10 protein-coding genes are annotated in these 15,995 nt (G+C 64.9%); 3 read left to right on the forward strand and 7 right to left on the reverse strand.

Annotation, left to right across the window (positions count from 1 at the left end):
* Positions 1 to 56: 56 nt before the first annotated feature.
* Both BSF38_RS08490 and BSF38_RS08495 read right to left on the reverse strand, forming a co-directional pair.
* On the reverse strand, positions 57 to 1,307 hold the full coding sequence (locus BSF38_RS08490) for an aminotransferase class I/II-fold pyridoxal phosphate-dependent enzyme (RefSeq protein ID WP_076344730.1): 1,251 nt from the start codon (positions 1,305 to 1,307) through the stop codon (positions 57 to 59).
* 530 nt (positions 1,308 to 1,837) lie between these two features.
* A complete protein-coding gene (locus BSF38_RS08495) occupies positions 1,838 to 3,433 on the reverse strand; it encodes a trypsin-like peptidase domain-containing protein (RefSeq protein WP_076344732.1) in 1,596 nt (531 codons plus the stop codon).
* Between the two features lie 687 nt (positions 3,434 to 4,120).
* On the opposite strand from BSF38_RS08495, the gene BSF38_RS08500 reads away from it, so the two are divergent.
* Together BSF38_RS08500 and rlmN are read left to right on the forward strand one after the other, a co-directional pair.
* The gene (locus BSF38_RS08500) at positions 4,121 to 5,401 is read left to right on the forward strand and encodes a hypothetical protein (RefSeq protein WP_076344734.1); all 1,281 of its coding nucleotides are present in this window, start codon (positions 4,121 to 4,123) and stop codon (positions 5,399 to 5,401) included.
* A 53-nt stretch (positions 5,402 to 5,454) separates the two neighbouring features.
* Complete coding sequence (gene rlmN / locus BSF38_RS08505; RefSeq protein WP_076344736.1) at positions 5,455 to 6,492, forward strand: 23S rRNA (adenine(2503)-C(2))-methyltransferase RlmN; 1,038 nt, start codon at positions 5,455 to 5,457, stop codon at positions 6,490 to 6,492.
* Here the strand turns inward: rlmN and BSF38_RS08510 are convergent.
* Positions 6,485 to 7,186: a 3-keto-disaccharide hydrolase gene (locus BSF38_RS08510; protein WP_076344738.1), complete on the reverse strand. Its 702-nt coding sequence runs from the start codon at positions 7,184 to 7,186 to the stop codon at positions 6,485 to 6,487. The genes rlmN and BSF38_RS08510 overlap by 8 nt on opposite strands.
* Positions 7,187 to 7,360: 174 nt before the next feature.
* Positions 7,361 to 7,750, reverse strand: coding sequence for a hypothetical protein (locus BSF38_RS08515; RefSeq protein ID WP_237170804.1), 390 nt, complete (start codon positions 7,748 to 7,750; stop codon positions 7,361 to 7,363).
* A 339-nt stretch (positions 7,751 to 8,089) separates the two neighbouring features.
* Between BSF38_RS08515 and BSF38_RS08520 the strand changes: the two genes are divergently transcribed.
* Positions 8,090 to 10,546, forward strand: coding sequence for an MMPL family transporter (locus tag BSF38_RS08520; protein ID WP_076344740.1), 2,457 nt, complete (start codon positions 8,090 to 8,092; stop codon positions 10,544 to 10,546).
* 458 nt (positions 10,547 to 11,004) lie between these two features.
* Here BSF38_RS08520 and BSF38_RS08525 read toward each other — a convergent pair whose 3' ends face one another.
* From BSF38_RS08525 to BSF38_RS08535, 3 genes are all read right to left on the reverse strand, one after another.
* The gene (locus BSF38_RS08525) at positions 11,005 to 13,506 is read right to left on the reverse strand and encodes an ATP-dependent Clp protease ATP-binding subunit (RefSeq protein ID WP_076344742.1); all 2,502 of its coding nucleotides are present in this window, start codon (positions 13,504 to 13,506) and stop codon (positions 11,005 to 11,007) included.
* A 296-nt stretch (positions 13,507 to 13,802) separates the two neighbouring features.
* Positions 13,803 to 14,327 carry a tetratricopeptide repeat protein gene (locus BSF38_RS08530; protein WP_076350695.1) on the reverse strand — a complete coding sequence of 175 codons (525 nt, stop codon included), beginning with the start codon at positions 14,325 to 14,327 and terminating at the stop codon, positions 13,803 to 13,805.
* 273 nt (positions 14,328 to 14,600) lie between these two features.
* The gene (locus BSF38_RS08535; RefSeq protein WP_168189342.1) at positions 14,601 to 15,887 is read right to left on the reverse strand and encodes an AsmA family protein; all 1,287 of its coding nucleotides are present in this window, start codon (positions 15,885 to 15,887) and stop codon (positions 14,601 to 14,603) included.
* Positions 15,888 to 15,995 lie beyond the last annotated feature (108 nt).

Here is a 15,995-nt window from a genome sequence, read left to right on the forward strand (position 1 = left end):
GGCCGGTCTCGCCTTAGACGGGCCGACCGCGGCGAATCCACGAATCAGGTCGAGCGTCAGTTGACCGCCTGCTCGACGCGGAGGCAGCGGCCGATCTGACGGATCGCCTGGCGGAGGCGGTGGGCGTTCTCGACCAGGGCGAGACGGAGGAAGCCCTCGCCGGTCTCGCCGAACCCGCGACCGGGGCTGACGACGACGTTCGCCTCTTCGAGCAGCTTCATGGCGAAGTCCATCGAGCCCATCTGGCTTCGCCAGGGCTCGGGCATGGCGGCCCAGACGAACATCCCGGCGCGTGGGGGATCGACTTCCCATCCCAGCCGCCGGAGCCCTCGGACCATCACGTCGCGGCGCTCCTGATACTCGGCGACCTGGGCCAGCCGACCCTCCTCGCCGTGCCGGAGGGCGACGATCGAGGCGACCTGCACGGCCTGGAAGATCCCGTAGTCGTAGTAGCCCTTGATCGCCTTGAGCGCGCCGAGCATGTCGCGGTTGCCCGCGGCGAAGCCCACCCGCCAGCCGGCCATGTTGTAGCCCTTCGACATCGTCGTGAACTCGCAGCCGACCTGCGTGGCCCCCTTCACCGACAGGAAGCTCGGCGGCTGGTAGCCGTCGAACCCGATGTCGCCGTACGCGAAGTCGTGGATCACGAAGAAGCGGTACTTCTTGGCCAGGCCGACGATCTCCTCGAAGAAGCCGGGATCGACGACCGTCGAGGATGGGTTGTGGGGATAGTTGATGACCAGAATCTTGGGCCGGGGGAACAAGCTCTCGCAGACCCGGGCGATGTTGGCCAGGAACACCTGGGAATCACGGCAGTCAAGCGTGATCACGTTGGCCGACGCCAGCGCGATCGCGTGAACGTGGACCGGGAAGCTCGGCGCGGGGACCAACGCGGTGTCGCCGGGCCCCAGCAGGGCCAGGCACATATGGCTGAAGCCTTCCTTCGACCCGATCGTCGCGACGATTTCCTGGTCGGGGTCGAGCTTCACGCCGAACCGGTTCTCGTACTTGGCCGCGACCTCGCGCCTCAGGTTGAAGACGCCGTTGGCCACGCTGTAGCGGTGGTTTCGAGAATCTTGGACCGCCTCGCAGAGCTTGTCGATGACCGACTGGTCGGGCGGGTCGGTCGGGTTGCCCATGCCCAAGTCGATCACGTCGACGCCGTCGCGCCGCTTGCGGTACTTCAGCTCGTTGATCTTGCCGAAAAGGTACGGCGGCAGGTTGCGCACCCGGGGCGCGACCTCGATGTCGTAGCGCTCGGTCGACTCGTGTTCTTCAGATCCGGGATTCGTTTTCGGATCGATCATCGCGATCCTCGTCCTCGGCCCGCGGGGGAATGACAAAAGCCTGCCGTCCATCGGACCTTCCGGCAGGCTCTTCGCGTCTCAATAGAAAAAAAGTCGCGAGGCCGCGACTACGGCGACGACCCCGGACCGCCACTAGCGTCATCATACTCCAGCGCCGCCGGATTTCGCACGCGATTTCGCACGACTTCCTCAAACAGCAAGACCCGCCGGCGGCGACGGCCCGATATTACGCGCGACCGGAGGTTTCCTGACGGCGAATCGCATGCGTGGGAGAACTTTTTCGCAACTCGAACCGCCCTCGGGTCGATACTCATTTCACCACCAGCACGACCCGCCGACTACGTAGAGCACTCCACTGATTGACCCCGCGGACCCAGGTCTCTCTGGATTATCATAGAGAAAAGGGGCGGTTCCGACTTCGCATCGGGCCGCCCCTTTTCTCATTCACACGTTCGTCGGATTTCGATCGACCCCGCGTCGCGAGGCCGACGAATCGACCTCGCGACGGTTCGACGATCAACCGGTTCGGTTCACTTCTTCGGCTTCGACAGGGTGACGAACCGACCGGGCCCCTTGTTGGAATGCACGTAGACCGAGATCTCGTCGCTCTTGGCGGCGAGATCCTGGAACTCCTTGACGCCGGCGAGGTCTTGAACGCCGCGGTCGCGGACGACCTTGGTGATCACGTCGCCCGCCTTGACGCCCTCGGCTTCGGCGGCGCTGTTCTCCTTGACTTCGGCGACCAGCACGCCCTTGACCTTCTCATCGAGCCCGAGGCCCTTGACCAGTTCGGGCGTGAGCGCCTGGACTTCCAAGCCGAAATCGCTGATGGCGGTCTTCACCGGCTCGGCGTCGGCCCCCTCCTCCTTGTCGCCGGCCTGCTCGCGCTCGACGTCGAAGACGACGTTCTCGGCCGGGGCCGGAACGATCGCGGCGGTCTGCCGCTTGCCGTCGCGGAAGTACTCGACTTCCGACGACTTGCCGGCCGAGCTCGAAGCGACCTTGAGCCGGAACGTCGGGATGCTGAGGATCTTCTCGCCGGCGTAACCGACGATCACGTCGCCCTGCTTGAGTCCGGCCTTATCGGCGGGACCGCCGGGGACGACTTCACCGACCAGGATTCCCTTGACGCCGGCTTCCAAGCCGAGCTGGCGGGCGAGGACCGGCGTCAGCGGATCGAGCTTGATGCCGATCCGGGCGCGATGGACCTTGCCGTCCTTGATGAGCTGGTTGGCCACGTTCGACGCCATGTCGATCGGGATCGCGAAGCCGATGCCGTCGTTGCCGCCGGTGCCCATGCCCCGGCTGCCGGTCACGATCGCCGAATTCACGCCGACGACCTGGCCGTCCATGTTGACCAGCGGACCACCCGAGTTGCCCGGGTTGATCGCCGCGTCGGTCTGGAGGAACGACTCGTACTCATTGATGCCCACCGTGTTCCGCTCGGTCGCCGAGATGATCCCGGTGGTGAAGCTCTGGCTCAGCTCGAACGGAGAGCCGACCGCCATGACCAGATCGCCGACCTTCAACTTCGCGCTGTCGCCGATCGGCAGCGGCGGATAGCTCGTGTTGTCGACCTTGACGACCGCCACGTCCGACTTGGCGTCGCGGCCGACGACCGTGGCCGGCAGCTCGATGCCGTCGTGGAACACGACCGTGATCTTGTCGGCGTTCTCGACCACGTGGTTGTTGGTCAGGATGTGGCCCTTATCGTCGTACACGAATCCCGAGCCGACGCCGCCACCGCCGCCGCGACCGCCGAACTGCTGCTTCTCGGGCTTGCCGTCGGGGCCGAAGAACTTCTTGAGCATTTCCTCAAGATCCTTCATGTCGCGCGGGCTGGGATTGGCGTGCGGATTGTTCCCGCCCCCCGGATTCGGGAACTGGAACGGGAAGTTCCGCATCCCCGTCATCTTGGGCGCTTTCTTCTGGACGCTGATCTGGACGGCCGACGGCCGCACGAACTCGGCGACCGACTCGTAGGCCTCGGAGAGCGCCTTGGCGGTGCGCTGACTTTCCGGCGTCGTCTTGGGCGCGGCCGGCATCGGCCGAAGCATGCCGGACGAGCTGAGCAGGGCGGCCGTCGAGACCACAAGGGCCGCCCAGGCGACTGGGTTTCGTCTCATCGTTCAATCTACTCCTTCACTCGATGCCCATGATTCGACTGCAACGAATCGTGATCCCGCGAAACCACCCGGTCCCGCAAGAGCGAACACGAAGGATATCGGCGACCCGACGGCCGGCGGCGGAACTCCGCCTCGGCCCAGCTCGCGAAACCCTGGCAAATTTTCAACCGGGAGGGACTGGAAACTGATCGCATCATCGTCCCGACCAGATCGATCGTACGCGGTTCCCCCTTCCTACGCAGCATGTCGCCTAAAGGTTGACTCGAAAAAAATCGGATCGGGCCGCCGTGCTTCTCAGACCCCGAATGGAAACCGTCATGACGCCGCTGGGACACCGGCCTCATGAAGATGGGGATCGCGGTCGGCAGGGTCCGAATACAAGCCCGAAGCGCCAGCGAGTGAGTTTCCGATCGGTCATTGGAATCGATTCACTCGCTGGCGCTTCGAGCTTGTAATGGGGCAGCCCGATGCGCCAGCGAGTGAATTCCCATCCGACCATCACGCTGAATGAACCAACGCAAAATCCATTCACTCGCTGGCGCTTCGGGCAACCGCTCCCATCTCGCCACGGCTGCGCGATCGGAATCTTCGGGATAATCCGGAATCTTTTCTAAAAAGCGTTGTCTTGAGACATCTTAAGCATAGAGGCCTCATCGACGACGCCACCTCCGAGGAGATCGCCCCGCCATGGCTACCGACGCCCAGATCCTGGCCAACCGCGCCAACGCCAAGAAAAGCTGCGGACCGAAATCCGACGACGGCAAGGCTCGATCGCGGCTCAACGCCCTCAAACACGGCCTGTGCGCCAAAACCGTCAACCCGGTTTTGCCGCACGAAGACCCGGCCGAGCTGGAAGCCAAGATCCAGGACTGGATCGACGACTACCAGCCGACCAACGCCATCGAACGCGAGCTGGTCAGCCGCGCCGCGCGGATCTCCTGGGCCCTCGACCGGGCCGAGCGTCACGAGACCGCCTTGCTCGCCCGCCGAGTCCGCAAGGCGATGCTCAAATCCAAGGCCAGGCGCACGGAGAAGGTCTGCGACCTCGGCCGTAAACTCTTCTACATGGCGGGGAAACGGCTGCTGCCGATCTCCGGGCCGGCCTGGTCGGACGACCCGTCGGCCTTCGTCGCCCGGCTCGAAGAATCGCCCGAAGGCGTCCGTTGGCTGCTGGACCGCTGGGTCGAAATGAGGTGCCTCATCATCTCGAACGAAGACTGGACCTTCCTCGACCAGTTCAAGTTCGTCCGCCTGCTCGGCAAACAGCCCCTCGCCGCGATCGACGACCCCGAGCTGAACGAGATCTTCCTCGCCTGGGAGACGATCGAGGAGAAGTGGGGGACGCGGTTCTGGCTCCAGATGCAAGAGTTGACGCCGTACGAAGATCCGGCGTTCAGCGCCTGGCGGGTCTGGCGCGAGATCGTGCCGCGTCCCGAAAGTCCCGAGGCAGGCGTCGCGTTCCTTCGATCGATCGCCGAACGCGAAATCGAACGGCTTCAAGACTTGCTCGCCGACCTGGAAGAAATCGAGGGCGACGACGCGCTGGAGCTGGCCGAGCAAGCGTCGTTCTCCGCCAGCGACGCCTCTGAGCGGCTCCGGCGATACCAGACCGCCCGGACCCGCGAGCTGCTCCGGACCATCGATCTGCTGGCGAAGATCCGCAAGGCCGAGGCGCAGGCGTCGAAAGCGGAGAAAAAACCGCCGAAGGAACCCAATCCCCCGGCCCCCCGGAAGCCGGCCGCGCGCCCGTCCTCGTACCGGTCCGACTCGATCGAAACCCTCGTCGCCGAGGGGATGACCGATTACCTCGCGAAGCTGCTGGAGGCGGGGGAACGGCCTTCGAGAACGCCTAAAATCGGCGCGAACGAAGCCATTCAAGGGCGACCGGGAGGGACCGCTCCCGCCCGGCCCCCTTCGGTCTCGATCAACATCGAGAATTCTCCGATTCCCGCGAATCCGGTATCCTGAGAGGGAGCGACGAAAAGCGGCGACGGCATCGAGTTTCGAGGTTTCGCACGACGATGGACCCACGCAATACGACTCCCGAGATCCTGGAGCAATGGGCGGCTGCGCACGGCTGCGACCCGAGGGTCGTCCGCCGGCTGCTGTCGACGATCTTCCAGCGCGGGGTGTACGAGCCCTCGGCCTGGATGGGGGAGTCGCAGATTCCCAAACGGTTGGTCGAGGCCGTCTCCCCCCTCCCCCTGCCTCGGCTGACGCTCGACGGCTCGGTGGTCTCGCCCGTCGACGGCTTCCAGAAGCTCCGATTCCGGACGAGCGAGGGCCTGCCGCTGGAGACGGTCCTGATCCCGTTGCATAAAGAGGGGGCGGTCAGCCTGTGCCTGTCGTCGCAGGTCGGCTGCGCGATGGGCTGCGTCTTCTGCGCGACGGCCCGGATGACCACCCGACGCAACCTGGCGGCCTGGGAGATCATCGACCAGTTCCTTCAAGCCCGCGAGCTGGTGCGGAGCCAGGGCCGGCGCGTGACGGGGGCTGTGTTCATGGGCATGGGCGAGCCGTTCCTGAACTACGACAACGTCGTCGCGGCGGCCGAGCTGCTGCGGTGCTCGTCGGCCGGTTCGGTCGCGGCCAAGGCGATCACGATCAGCACGGTGGGCCTGGTGCCCGAGATCGACCGGTTCACTCGCGAGGGGCACCGCTACCGGCTGGCCGTCAGCCTGGGGGCGGCGACCGACGCCAAGCGGAAGGAACTCGTTCCGGTCGCCTCGCGTTGGCCGGTCGCCGACGTCATGGCCGCCGCCCGGCGGTACGCGCTCGCCCGCCGCGACCGGGTGACGCTGGCCTACGTCTGCATCTCGGGGGTGAACGTCGACGAGGACGACGCCCGGGCCTTGGGGGAGTTGATCGGAGATACGCCGGTGCGGGTCGATCTGATCGAGGTGACCGACCCCACCGGCCGATTCGCGCCGCCGACGGCCGACGAGCTGAGGGCGTTTCGAGACGCCCTCTCGCGGCACGTCGGCCAGCCCATCGTGCGCCGTTATTCGGGAGGCAAGGACATCCAGGCGGCCTGCGGCACGCTCGCCGGGGTTATTTGAGCGGGGTCAGAACGACGTTGCGGAAGAACAGCTCAGCCCCTTCCGACTGAAGGACGATCTTGCCGCGCTTCTCGCTGGCGTCGGTGCCGGTGTTGACGATTTTGCCGTTGATGATGTTTGTGACGGTTCCGCCGTCGCAGACGACCTCGACCGTGTTCCACTCGCCGTTCGGCTTCTCATGGTCGGCCGATTTTTTCTTGTACTGTTTCTCAAGTTTTCCGTCGATCACGATCGTCGCGCCGTCGACGAGATAGAAATCTCCGCAGTCGTGCTCTTGAATTTGGCACTCGACGCTCCGCGGCCAGACCTTGTCGGGCCCGACGACGTGCACCAGAATCCCCGAATCGCGGACGGCGTTCTCCCGGGGCGGCCAGCGCTTCTCGCCCCACTTGAACTCCAGGGAGACCTTGTAGTTGTCGAACTCCTTGTCGGTCGTCAGGCAGCCGAACTCTTCGCCCGAGACGTGGATGACGCCGTCCTTGACCTGGAAGACCCCTTTGGGATCGGCCTTCGGGTCGGACTTGTCGCTGTGGTTGAGGTGGATTGTCCACCCGCTCAGGTCCTTGCCATTGAACAGGGAGACCGGCGCGGCGTCGGCGGCGGATCGGGCCGGGGGGGCCGCCGAGGCGTCGGCGAGGGCGACGGCCAGGCCGAACGAGAGAACGAGAACCACGGAACGAATGGCGATGCGCATAGACGTCACGCTCCAAGCCCGGGGAGGAATGGGTCGATGGTAAGTGCCGGAATCGCTTGTGGATCGGTGAATTCCGGCAGGGCGTCGGACGGTGTGTCCGACGCCCGCGTGAATCGTAACTGTCGCCGGAAGCGAGTGCAAGGACCGACGGGGAGTCGGTCGAGGGGACTTACGTCAGGCCTTGCGAGAGCGGGCCCGGCGCGCCAGTTCATGGCGGAGGGCGGCGACCAGTTCGAGCGTCGGCTTGAGGAACGGCCGCATCGCGGGCTGTCGCGACACCCAGTCTTCGGCGTGCGGCAAGGGGGCGTAGACGTGGCGGCCGTTGCGTACGGAACGCTCGACGATCCCTCGGTCGACCAGGAACAGCAAGACGGCCAGACGGCGGCGAAGCGAGACGCGCGACCAGTATTCGGAACGACAGAGATCGTTTTCCAGGTGCAGTCCGACGTATCGGAGCGAATCCTCGTAGAGCGCGTTCAGGTGCTCGTCGTTGCGGTGAGCATGGTAGTGGGCCAGGCAGCCCGTCCAAAGGTGGGAAAATTCTCGGATGAATGAAGAGGACAAGGCTGATTTCCTCGATAACCAATAAAGAGCCGTTCAATCGGCTGTACCCAAGCTTCTACTAGATCATATTACTCCCTACGGCAAGTTCCGGGCCAATGGGCGGCGGCGATTCGCGTCGACATTTTCGAATTTAGCGAATCCGCCTTCCAATCGACGCCGGTGACGCGGAAGCACCGATGATCCATTTCTCTTTGACACCACCGAGGTGATCGACTATGCTCGGTCGCAGTCCACCAAAGCACTTATCACAGGATGACTTGTGACCGGCCCACGCCGTCCTAGCGACGCCACCAGGGTCGATCTTTTTCCGACCGACGCATTCTGGAAACCCGGCCGCACATGTTTCCTTTTCTCGCCCGCCTCGTTCAGCGCCGTTCCTGGGTCGTCCTGATCTTCTGGCTCGTCGCGACATCCTTGCTGTTTCTCTACGCGCCGCGATGGGAAGAAGTGACCAAGGACGACGACGTGCGGTTCTTTCCGCGCGATTATCCCAGCGTGGTCGGCCAGGAACTGCTCGAACGCGGCTTCCCTCGCGACGCGGCGAGCTCGCAGCTCGTCTTCGTCTTCGAGCGTCTGTCGGGTCCGCTCACCCCGGCCGACCTCGCGGCCGTCGAGCAGCACGCGGCGGAATTCTACAAGTTCAGCGAGTCGAACCCAAGCCTCGGGGTCAAGAAGCTCGACACCCACCGGACGCCGGTCATCGGCCCTCGGCTGATCGGCTCGGCGCACGACGGCCCCGGTCAGGCCGTGCTCACGATCGCCTCGCTCAACGGCACCTACCTTTCGCGAAAGACCCGGATCGCCGTCGACCAGATCCTCGGCTACCTGGCCGAGCACGCCGCGCTGCCCGACGGCCTCCATCGGTCGGTCACCGGCTCGGCGGTGGTCGGCCACGACATGAACACAGCGGCCAATGAGAGCATCCACAACACGACGCTGACGACGATCATCCTGGTTGTGGTGATCCTGCTGGTCGTCTACCGATCGCCGTTGCTGGCGATGGTGCCTCTCGTGACGATCGCCTTCTCGGTCGTCGTCTCGATGAAGGCGATCGCCGGACTGACGAAGATCCCCTGGCTGTCATTTCAAGTGATCAACATCACCCAGGTTTTCGTCGTGGTCGTGCTGTTCGGTGCCGGCACCGACTACTGCCTGTTCCTGATCGCCCGTTACCGTGAAGAGCTGGCTCGCGGCCGTTCGCGCAAGGATGCTCTGAATGAGGCGATCGTCCAGGTCGGCGGCGCCCTGGCGGCGAGCGCCGGGACGGTCATCGTGGGACTGGGGATGCTCTACTTTTCGAGCTTCGCCAAGATCCGCTACACCGGGCCGGCGATCGCCTTGAGTCTGTCGATCGCCCTACTCGCGGCCCTGACGCTGGCTCCGGTGCTGCTTTCTTGGCTGGGAGGTGCGATCTTCTGGCCGTTCCGCCCGCCACACCACACTCCCGGCGCCGACCGCGAGGTCGAAAGCCTTGAGCAGGTGCCGATGACGGGCTTCTGGATCTGGGTCGCGAACCTGGTCGTCCGCCATCCCGCGCCGATCCTTGTAGTAAGCATCGCGGTGCTCGCCCCGCTGGCCTACGTGGGGGCCCGAACGACCTCGAACTACAGCCAGCTCGCCGACCTCGACCCCGACCGGCCGAGCGTCGTGGGGGCGAGCGTGATTCGCCGTTACTTCGCCGTCGGCGAGCTGAGCCCAACCGTCGCCCTCGTCGAGAACCCCAAGGTCGACTTCCGGACGCCCGAAGGTCGTGAGAAGGTCGCCGAGGTCACCCGCCGACTACTGGCGGTTCCTGGCGTGGCCGAGGTCCGCTCGCTGACCCAGCCGCTGGGGACGCCCCCGATCCCCGACGACAAGAAGTCGATCATCCAGCTCATGGCCGAGCGCGCCATGCGGGGGGCGGTCGACGGCCGGTACGTCAGCACCAAGGCGCCCGACGAGAAGGACCTGAACCACATCACCCGGTTCGACGTCGTCTTCAAGTCCGACCCGTTCTCGAAGCCGAGCCTCCAGTCGCTCGACCTCCTCGATCAGACTCTGACCGCCGCGAGCCGGCCGGGAGAGCCGCTGTACGGCGCGGTGGGGATCGGCACGGCGGGGTCGACCTCGGCCCTGAACGACCTGATGCGAGTGACCACCAGCGACCAGCGACGGATGTACTTGCTGGTCACGTTCGGGGTCTACGTGATCCTGGTCGGTCTGCTGCGCAGGCCGGGAGTCTGCCTCTACCTGATCCTCACGGTCGTGCTCGGGTATCTCGCCTCGCTGGGCGTTACCGAGCTGGTCTTCCGCGGCATGCACCACAGCACCGAGCCCTGGGGAGGACTCGACTGGACGGTGGGCTTCTTCCTGTTCGTGATCCTGGTGGCGGTCGGCGAGGACTACAACATCCTCCTGATGGCCCGCGTGATTGAGGAGGAGAAGAAGTACGGCGTGATCGAGGGAACCCGGCGGGCGGTCGCCCACACCGGGGGCATCATCAGCTCGTGCGGCCTGATCATGGCCGGCACGTTCGGGTCGATGCTCACCGGCACCCTGACCTCGCTCCGCGAGTTGGGCTTCTCGCTCGGGCTCGGCATCCTCCTCGACACGTTCCTGGTGCGGCCGATCCTCGTGCCCGCCTTCGTCGTCCTGATGGACCGGATCTGGAACGGCGACGCCCCCGGCCGCCTGAAGCCGGCCGCGAGTCAGCGGATCGCCGAGCCGATCGAGGAAGCTCTCGTCGAGGCCCCGGCCTCCAAGAACCTCACCGCCGACGCCGTCGATTCCTGCCTCGGCCAGTTCTACGAGGACTGAGCCGACCGCCGGATCAGCAAAGACCGCCGATCCCAAACAGATCCCCACTAACGTCGAATTTGCCACGCGATGCGCATCTTGAGCGTCGTTCCAACGGGCATTCCGGAGAAGCCAGGTCGGTTTCGGTCGAGTGCGCGAATTACACTGAAAACGCGGTTCGAGCGGGTTGCGCAATACAAACCATCATCACTCCGCCGGGCCCCTGCCTCACGAGGATGGGGGTTCTGTGTGACGGTGCGTAGGAACCGTCCCCATCCGGATCTGCAGCCGGCCTCAGGGGGAGGCCGGTTCCTCGGCCAGCGCTCAAGCCTGGAGTCACAGACCCCGGCTACAAGAAGGGCTGGTCCCACGGCGGATGATCAAGCTTCAGTCTTCACTCCGAAACCCATCTTGAGCCAAAAAAGAAAGGAGAGCCGAAGCTCTCCTTTCCCTAGTTCTGTTGTCGAGTGCGCCTGGCGTCAGGCGTCGGCGACGGCCGCCAGCTCGGGACCTTTGGCTTCGTCTTTCTTGGTGGCGTCGAATTTGAGTTTCTTGTTCTCGTACTCACCTTCGACGTCGACGGAGATCAAGTTCTTGCCCGAGAAAGTGCCCCGGAGGATTTCCTCGGACATGGGGTTCTCGATCAGGTTTTCGATGGCGCGACGGAGCGGCCGGGCGCCGTAGTCGGGGTTGTAGCCCTTGGCGATGACGAAGTCCTTGGCGGCGTCAGTCAGCACCAGCTCCAGGCCGCGGTCGGCCATGCGGCCGCGGATCTTGGCGAGTTCGATGTCGACGATCCGCTTGAGGTCGCCCTGGTTGAGCGAGTGGAACACGATCACGTCGTCCAGCCGGTTCAAGAACTCGGGCCGGAAGTACTTCTCGATGGCCACCTTGAGCCGTTCTTTCATCTGCTCATAGCCGCCGACTTCGTCGCGACCGCGGTCGAACCCGAAGATGTTCGTGCTCGAGGTCACCTCGGCGCCGGCGTTGGTGGTCATGATGATGATGGTGTTCTTGAAGTCGACGTTGCGGCCGAAGCTGTCGGTCAGCCGGCCTTCCTCCATGATCTGGAGGAGCATGTTGTAAACGTCGGGGTGGGCTTTCTCGATCTCGTCGAGGAGGACCACCGCGTAAGGGCGGCGGCGGATCTTCTCGGTGAGCTGGCCCCCCTCCTCGTAGCCGACGTAGCCCGGAGGGGCGCCGATCAGCCGCGAGACGTTGTGCTTTTCCATGTATTCCGACATGTCGATCTGGATCAAGGCGTCGGCGTCGCCGAACATGAACTCGGCGAGCGCCTTGGCCAGGTGCGTCTTGCCGACGCCCGTGGGGCCGGCGAAGATGAAGCTGCCGATCGGCCGCTTGGGGTCCTTGAGCCCGGCGCGGCTGCGGCGGACGGCTTCGCTGATCCGCTTGATGGCCTCGGTCTGGGAGATGACCTTCTTCTGGATCTCCCCCTCCATCGCGAGCAAGCGGGCCGTCTCCTCGGTTTCGAGCCGAGTGAGCGGAATCCCGGTCATCTTGCTGACGACCTCGGCGATCACTTCCTCGTCGACGGTGCCGTCGATCTCCTTGGAGCGCTCGCGCCACTCGCGGGTGATCGTTTCTTTCTTCTTCTTGAGCTTGTCGGCCTGGTCTCGGAGCGCGGCGGCGCGCTCGAAGTCCTGGTTGGCGACGGCCTCTTCCTTGTCCTGGTTGAGGCGCTCGATCTGCTCGTCCAGCTCCTTGAGGTCGGGGGGCCGGGTCATCGCCTTGAGGCGGACGCGGGCACCCGACTCGTCGACGACGTCGATGGCCTTGTCCGGCAAGCAGCGGCCGGTGATGTAGCGGTCCGAGAGCTCGACGGCGGCTTCGAGGGCGTCGTCGGTGATCTGGACCCGGTGGTGGGCCTCGTAGCGGTCGCGGAGTCCGCGAAGGATCTCAAGGGCCTCGCTCTTGCTCGGGGGTTCGACGACGATCGTCTGGAACCGCCGCTCAAGCGCGCCGTCCTTCTCGATGTACTTGCGGTACTCGTCGAGCGTGGTCGCGCCGATGCACTGGACCTCGCCGCGGGCGAGGGCCGGCTTGAGGACGTTCGAGGCGTCGATCGCCCCTTCGGCCCCGCCGGCGCCGACCAGGGTGTGCAGCTCGTCGATGAACAGGATCGTGTTCTTGGCACGACGAACCTCGTTCATGACGGCCTTGATCCGCTCCTCGAACTGGCCGCGGTACTTGGTGCCGGCGACCATCATGGCGAGGTCGAGCACGACGATCCGCCGGTCGCGGAGCAACTCGGGGACGTTGCCGTCCACGATCAACTGCGCCAGGCCCTCGACGATCGCCGTCTTGCCCACGCCCGCCTCGCCGAGGAGGACCGGGTTGTTCTTGGTGCGCCGGGAGAGAACCTGGATCACCCGTTCGATTTCGTTTTGGCGGCCGATGACCGGGTCGAGCTTGGTTTGCCGCGCCAGGTCGGTCAGGTCGCGACCGAAGGAATCCAAGGCCGGAGTCTTGGATTTATTGCCTTTTGACGTGGCACCGCGTTCACTTTCGCCGCCAGCGTCCATCCCGTGACCGAGCAAGTTCAGCACCTCCTCGCGCACTTCTTCCAGCTTCAGGTTCAGGTTCATCAGAACCTGGGCCGCCACTCCTTCTTGCTCGCGCAACAGGCCGAGCAAGAGATGTTCGGTTCCCACATAGTTGTGGTTCAGATTGCGGGCTTCCTCGATGGCGTACTCGATGACCTTCTTGGCTCGAGGAGTCTGGGGCAGCTTCCCCATCGTGACCATTTCGGGACCGGCCTGGACGATCTTCTCGACCTCGTTGCGAATCTTACGCAGATCGACGTCCAGATTCCGCAGGACGTTGGCGGCGACGCCGCTGCCTTCCTTGATCAGGCCGAGCAATACGTGTTCCGTGCCGACGTACTCGTGATTGAAGCGCTGGGCCTCTTGATTGGCCAGTTGCATCACTTTACGAGCGCGGTCGGTGAAGCGTTCATACATGCGGTCTACTCCGATCCGACATTCCTAGCGGCGCCGAGCCGTCCCCGGGAGCGTTCTCACGAAACGACTCTTATTGTACACGCGTTGGCCGCTGTTGGTTCAGTGCAGCTCTCCCGAGCGGAGCGATTTTTACGATTGCGACGGGGAAAACCCCGACTTCGCGACGGTCGACGCCCCCCTCGCCCCGCTCTTGACGGGGCCGAGAACGACGCAGGCTCGTCGCCGATATTCCCAGTATACTACGGGAAGCCGGCGCGAGCCCGAGTGCGACGCACAAAGCACCCCGATCGACCCCTTCAAGGCCGATCGAGTCTGGCCAGCGCGGTCTCGACCTCCCACCGCCACTTCGAGCCCCCGTCCTGCTCAAGGCACTGGCGGAAGGCCCGCCTCGCCGGGCCGAATTGCTGCGTCCGGACGAGGATCGTCCCCAGTTGCATGAGTGCGTCGGCGTCGGAGTCGTCCATCGCCAGAATCCGCTCGATCCGTTTCCGCGACTCGTTCCAGCGGCCCTGAAGGTACTCCTCCATGGCTTCGTGGAACAGGCGGTCGATCTCGCGACGATGCCGGTCGGGATGGCAGAGCCACACCCACCACACCGTGTACGCGAAACTCGCCGACCACGTCAGCGCCGCGAACGCGAACAGAAAATCGGCCCACCCCACCCCAAACGCCTCGGTCCATACCCACCGCGCCACGATCGCCATGTTGAGCGTCACGCCGAACAGCGAAGCCAGCAGCAACCCCAGAACCTCCTGGCCCGTCCAGATCTGGGCCAGGCCAGGCCAGAAGCACAGAATGCCGATCCATGATCGCCTGGGCACGGTCGACTCCTCCCCGACGCCTACTATAAGTTCCACGAACGCGAGCCATCACGATTCTAGGTTCCCCGATCCAGGGAATCAAGAATCGCGACACCAAGCACGCACGCGCTCGGTGGCCGCAGCCCAGGGATGAGCTGGGTGCGGCGTCGATCTCGACCACCGCATGGCCGGGCGAGCGCTCTCTTGTGATCGACCGGTTTGAAGCCGGGGATCATCCAAATACGGATCGGGATCGTGGTTTGCGTCGAGGATGGGCGGGGCGTGCGGCGGGGGTCAGCGGAACAGCTTGTCTCGGAGTTCCTGGCCGATCATCTTCAGGCGTTGTTTATCCTGGCGTTCGAGCAGGTGGTTGACGGCCGAGCTGGGGCCGGGTTTGGGGGTGGTGAGGCTGACGGTGAGGTCGTCGACGGTCCCGCTGAGCCGGAGGGTGCTGAGGCCGTCGAGGTCGACGTCAAGGTCGGCGAGCAGTCGCCGCGCTCGGTCGGGGACGCGGTCGGCGAGTCCTTCGAGACTCATCCGATAGTCGAGCCGGCCGTCGAAATCGGTCCAGCCTGTGATCACGAGCGGGGTTTTGGCCATGTTCAGAGCGAGCCGTTTCGAGGTCACCCGCCCGTTCTTGACCGCGAAGTCCGAGTTCAGCGAGGCGACCCGGCTCCGCCGCGGGATGGCGATGTTCCGCTCGACTTCCGCCAGCAGCTCCGTCCCTTCGAGCTCGATCGGATCGATGGTGATCTGACCATGGCCGAGCAGAGTCTCTCGAAGCCGCTCGCAGGTGTCCCCCTCACCGCGGAGGTACATCTCCATGCTGAGAACGCCGCCGACCTTCGTGGAGGTCCCGGCGAGCACCGGGACGAGATACCGGAGGATCGACATGCCGTCGTCGAGCTGGACGGAGTCGGCCCGGAACTGACCCTCGAAACTCGGTCGGCCCGGCGTGCGGTCGAGCGAGCCGGTAAGCTGGAACGGCCCTTCGTTCACGTAGCCGTTCAGGTTGGCGTTGATGTTCTTTCCGTCTTCCCACAGGCCCTCGCCGTTGACCCGCTCCAGCGTCACGTGGCTGTGCGTGGGCTCGTCGACGACCTGAACCTCAGCGCCTTGCAGTCGGAACTTGAGGCTGCTCGGCCCGCAAGGCTCAGAGGCCGTCGATTGGGGCGCGGGGCTCGACGAGCGGACGAGGTCGGCCAGTTCGAGCGAGCCATCGGCGCGCCTCAACACGCGGAGCCTGGCGTTCTCGATCTCGAGGTCGGTCGCGTCGAGCTTGCCGAACAAGAGGCTCGGCAAGCTCAGGTCGAGGTGGACGTTGCCGGCTTCCAGCCAGGGGTCGGCGAGGCCGCCGGGCGCGCCGATCTTGAGGTTCACGAGATCGACGCCGCCGCCCAGGCAGATCGACAGCGACTCAAGCCCTACCGATCGGCCGCTGGCGCGTTCGATGACCGACACCAGGTGGACGCGGGCCCAGTCGGTGGGCGCCACCACGACGATCAGGCCCCAGACGAGAGCCGGAAGCAGCGCGATCCCCAGGGCAATCAGCATGAGCCGGCGGAAGCGGCGGCATTTCATCGGAATCCCTCCCGAGCGGCGGGGCGCCCGGCCTTGTTCCGGCCATCCCGGCCGGCGCGGCGACATGATCGGATGGACGAAGTCCTCGCCGATCGGCTGCGAAACATA

This window comes from Paludisphaera borealis, assembly GCF_001956985.1.
GTDB classification, from domain to species: domain Bacteria; phylum Planctomycetota; class Planctomycetia; order Isosphaerales; family Isosphaeraceae; genus Paludisphaera; species Paludisphaera borealis.

Excerpts from the sequence above, each read along its gene's own strand:
- BSF38_RS08490 (WP_076344730.1), bottom strand. The coding sequence starts at position 1,307 with ATGATCGATCCGAAAACGAATCCCGGATCTGAAGAACACGAGTCGACC.
- BSF38_RS08495 (WP_076344732.1), bottom strand. The coding sequence starts at position 3,433 with ATGAGACGAAACCCAGTCGCCTGGGCGGCCCTTGTGGTCTCGACGGCC.
- BSF38_RS08500 (WP_076344734.1), top strand. The coding sequence starts at position 4,121 with ATGGCTACCGACGCCCAGATCCTGGCCAACCGCGCCAACGCCAAGAAA.
- rlmN (WP_076344736.1), top strand. The coding sequence starts at position 5,455 with ATGGACCCACGCAATACGACTCCCGAGATCCTGGAGCAATGGGCGGCT.
- BSF38_RS08510 (WP_076344738.1), bottom strand. The coding sequence starts at position 7,186 with ATGCGCATCGCCATTCGTTCCGTGGTTCTCGTTCTCTCGTTCGGCCTG.
- BSF38_RS08520 (WP_076344740.1), top strand. The coding sequence starts at position 8,090 with ATGTTTCCTTTTCTCGCCCGCCTCGTTCAGCGCCGTTCCTGGGTCGTC.
- BSF38_RS08525 (WP_076344742.1), bottom strand. The coding sequence starts at position 13,506 with ATGTATGAACGCTTCACCGACCGCGCTCGTAAAGTGATGCAACTGGCC.
- BSF38_RS08535 (WP_168189342.1), bottom strand. The coding sequence starts at position 15,887 with ATGAAATGCCGCCGCTTCCGCCGGCTCATGCTGATTGCCCTGGGGATC.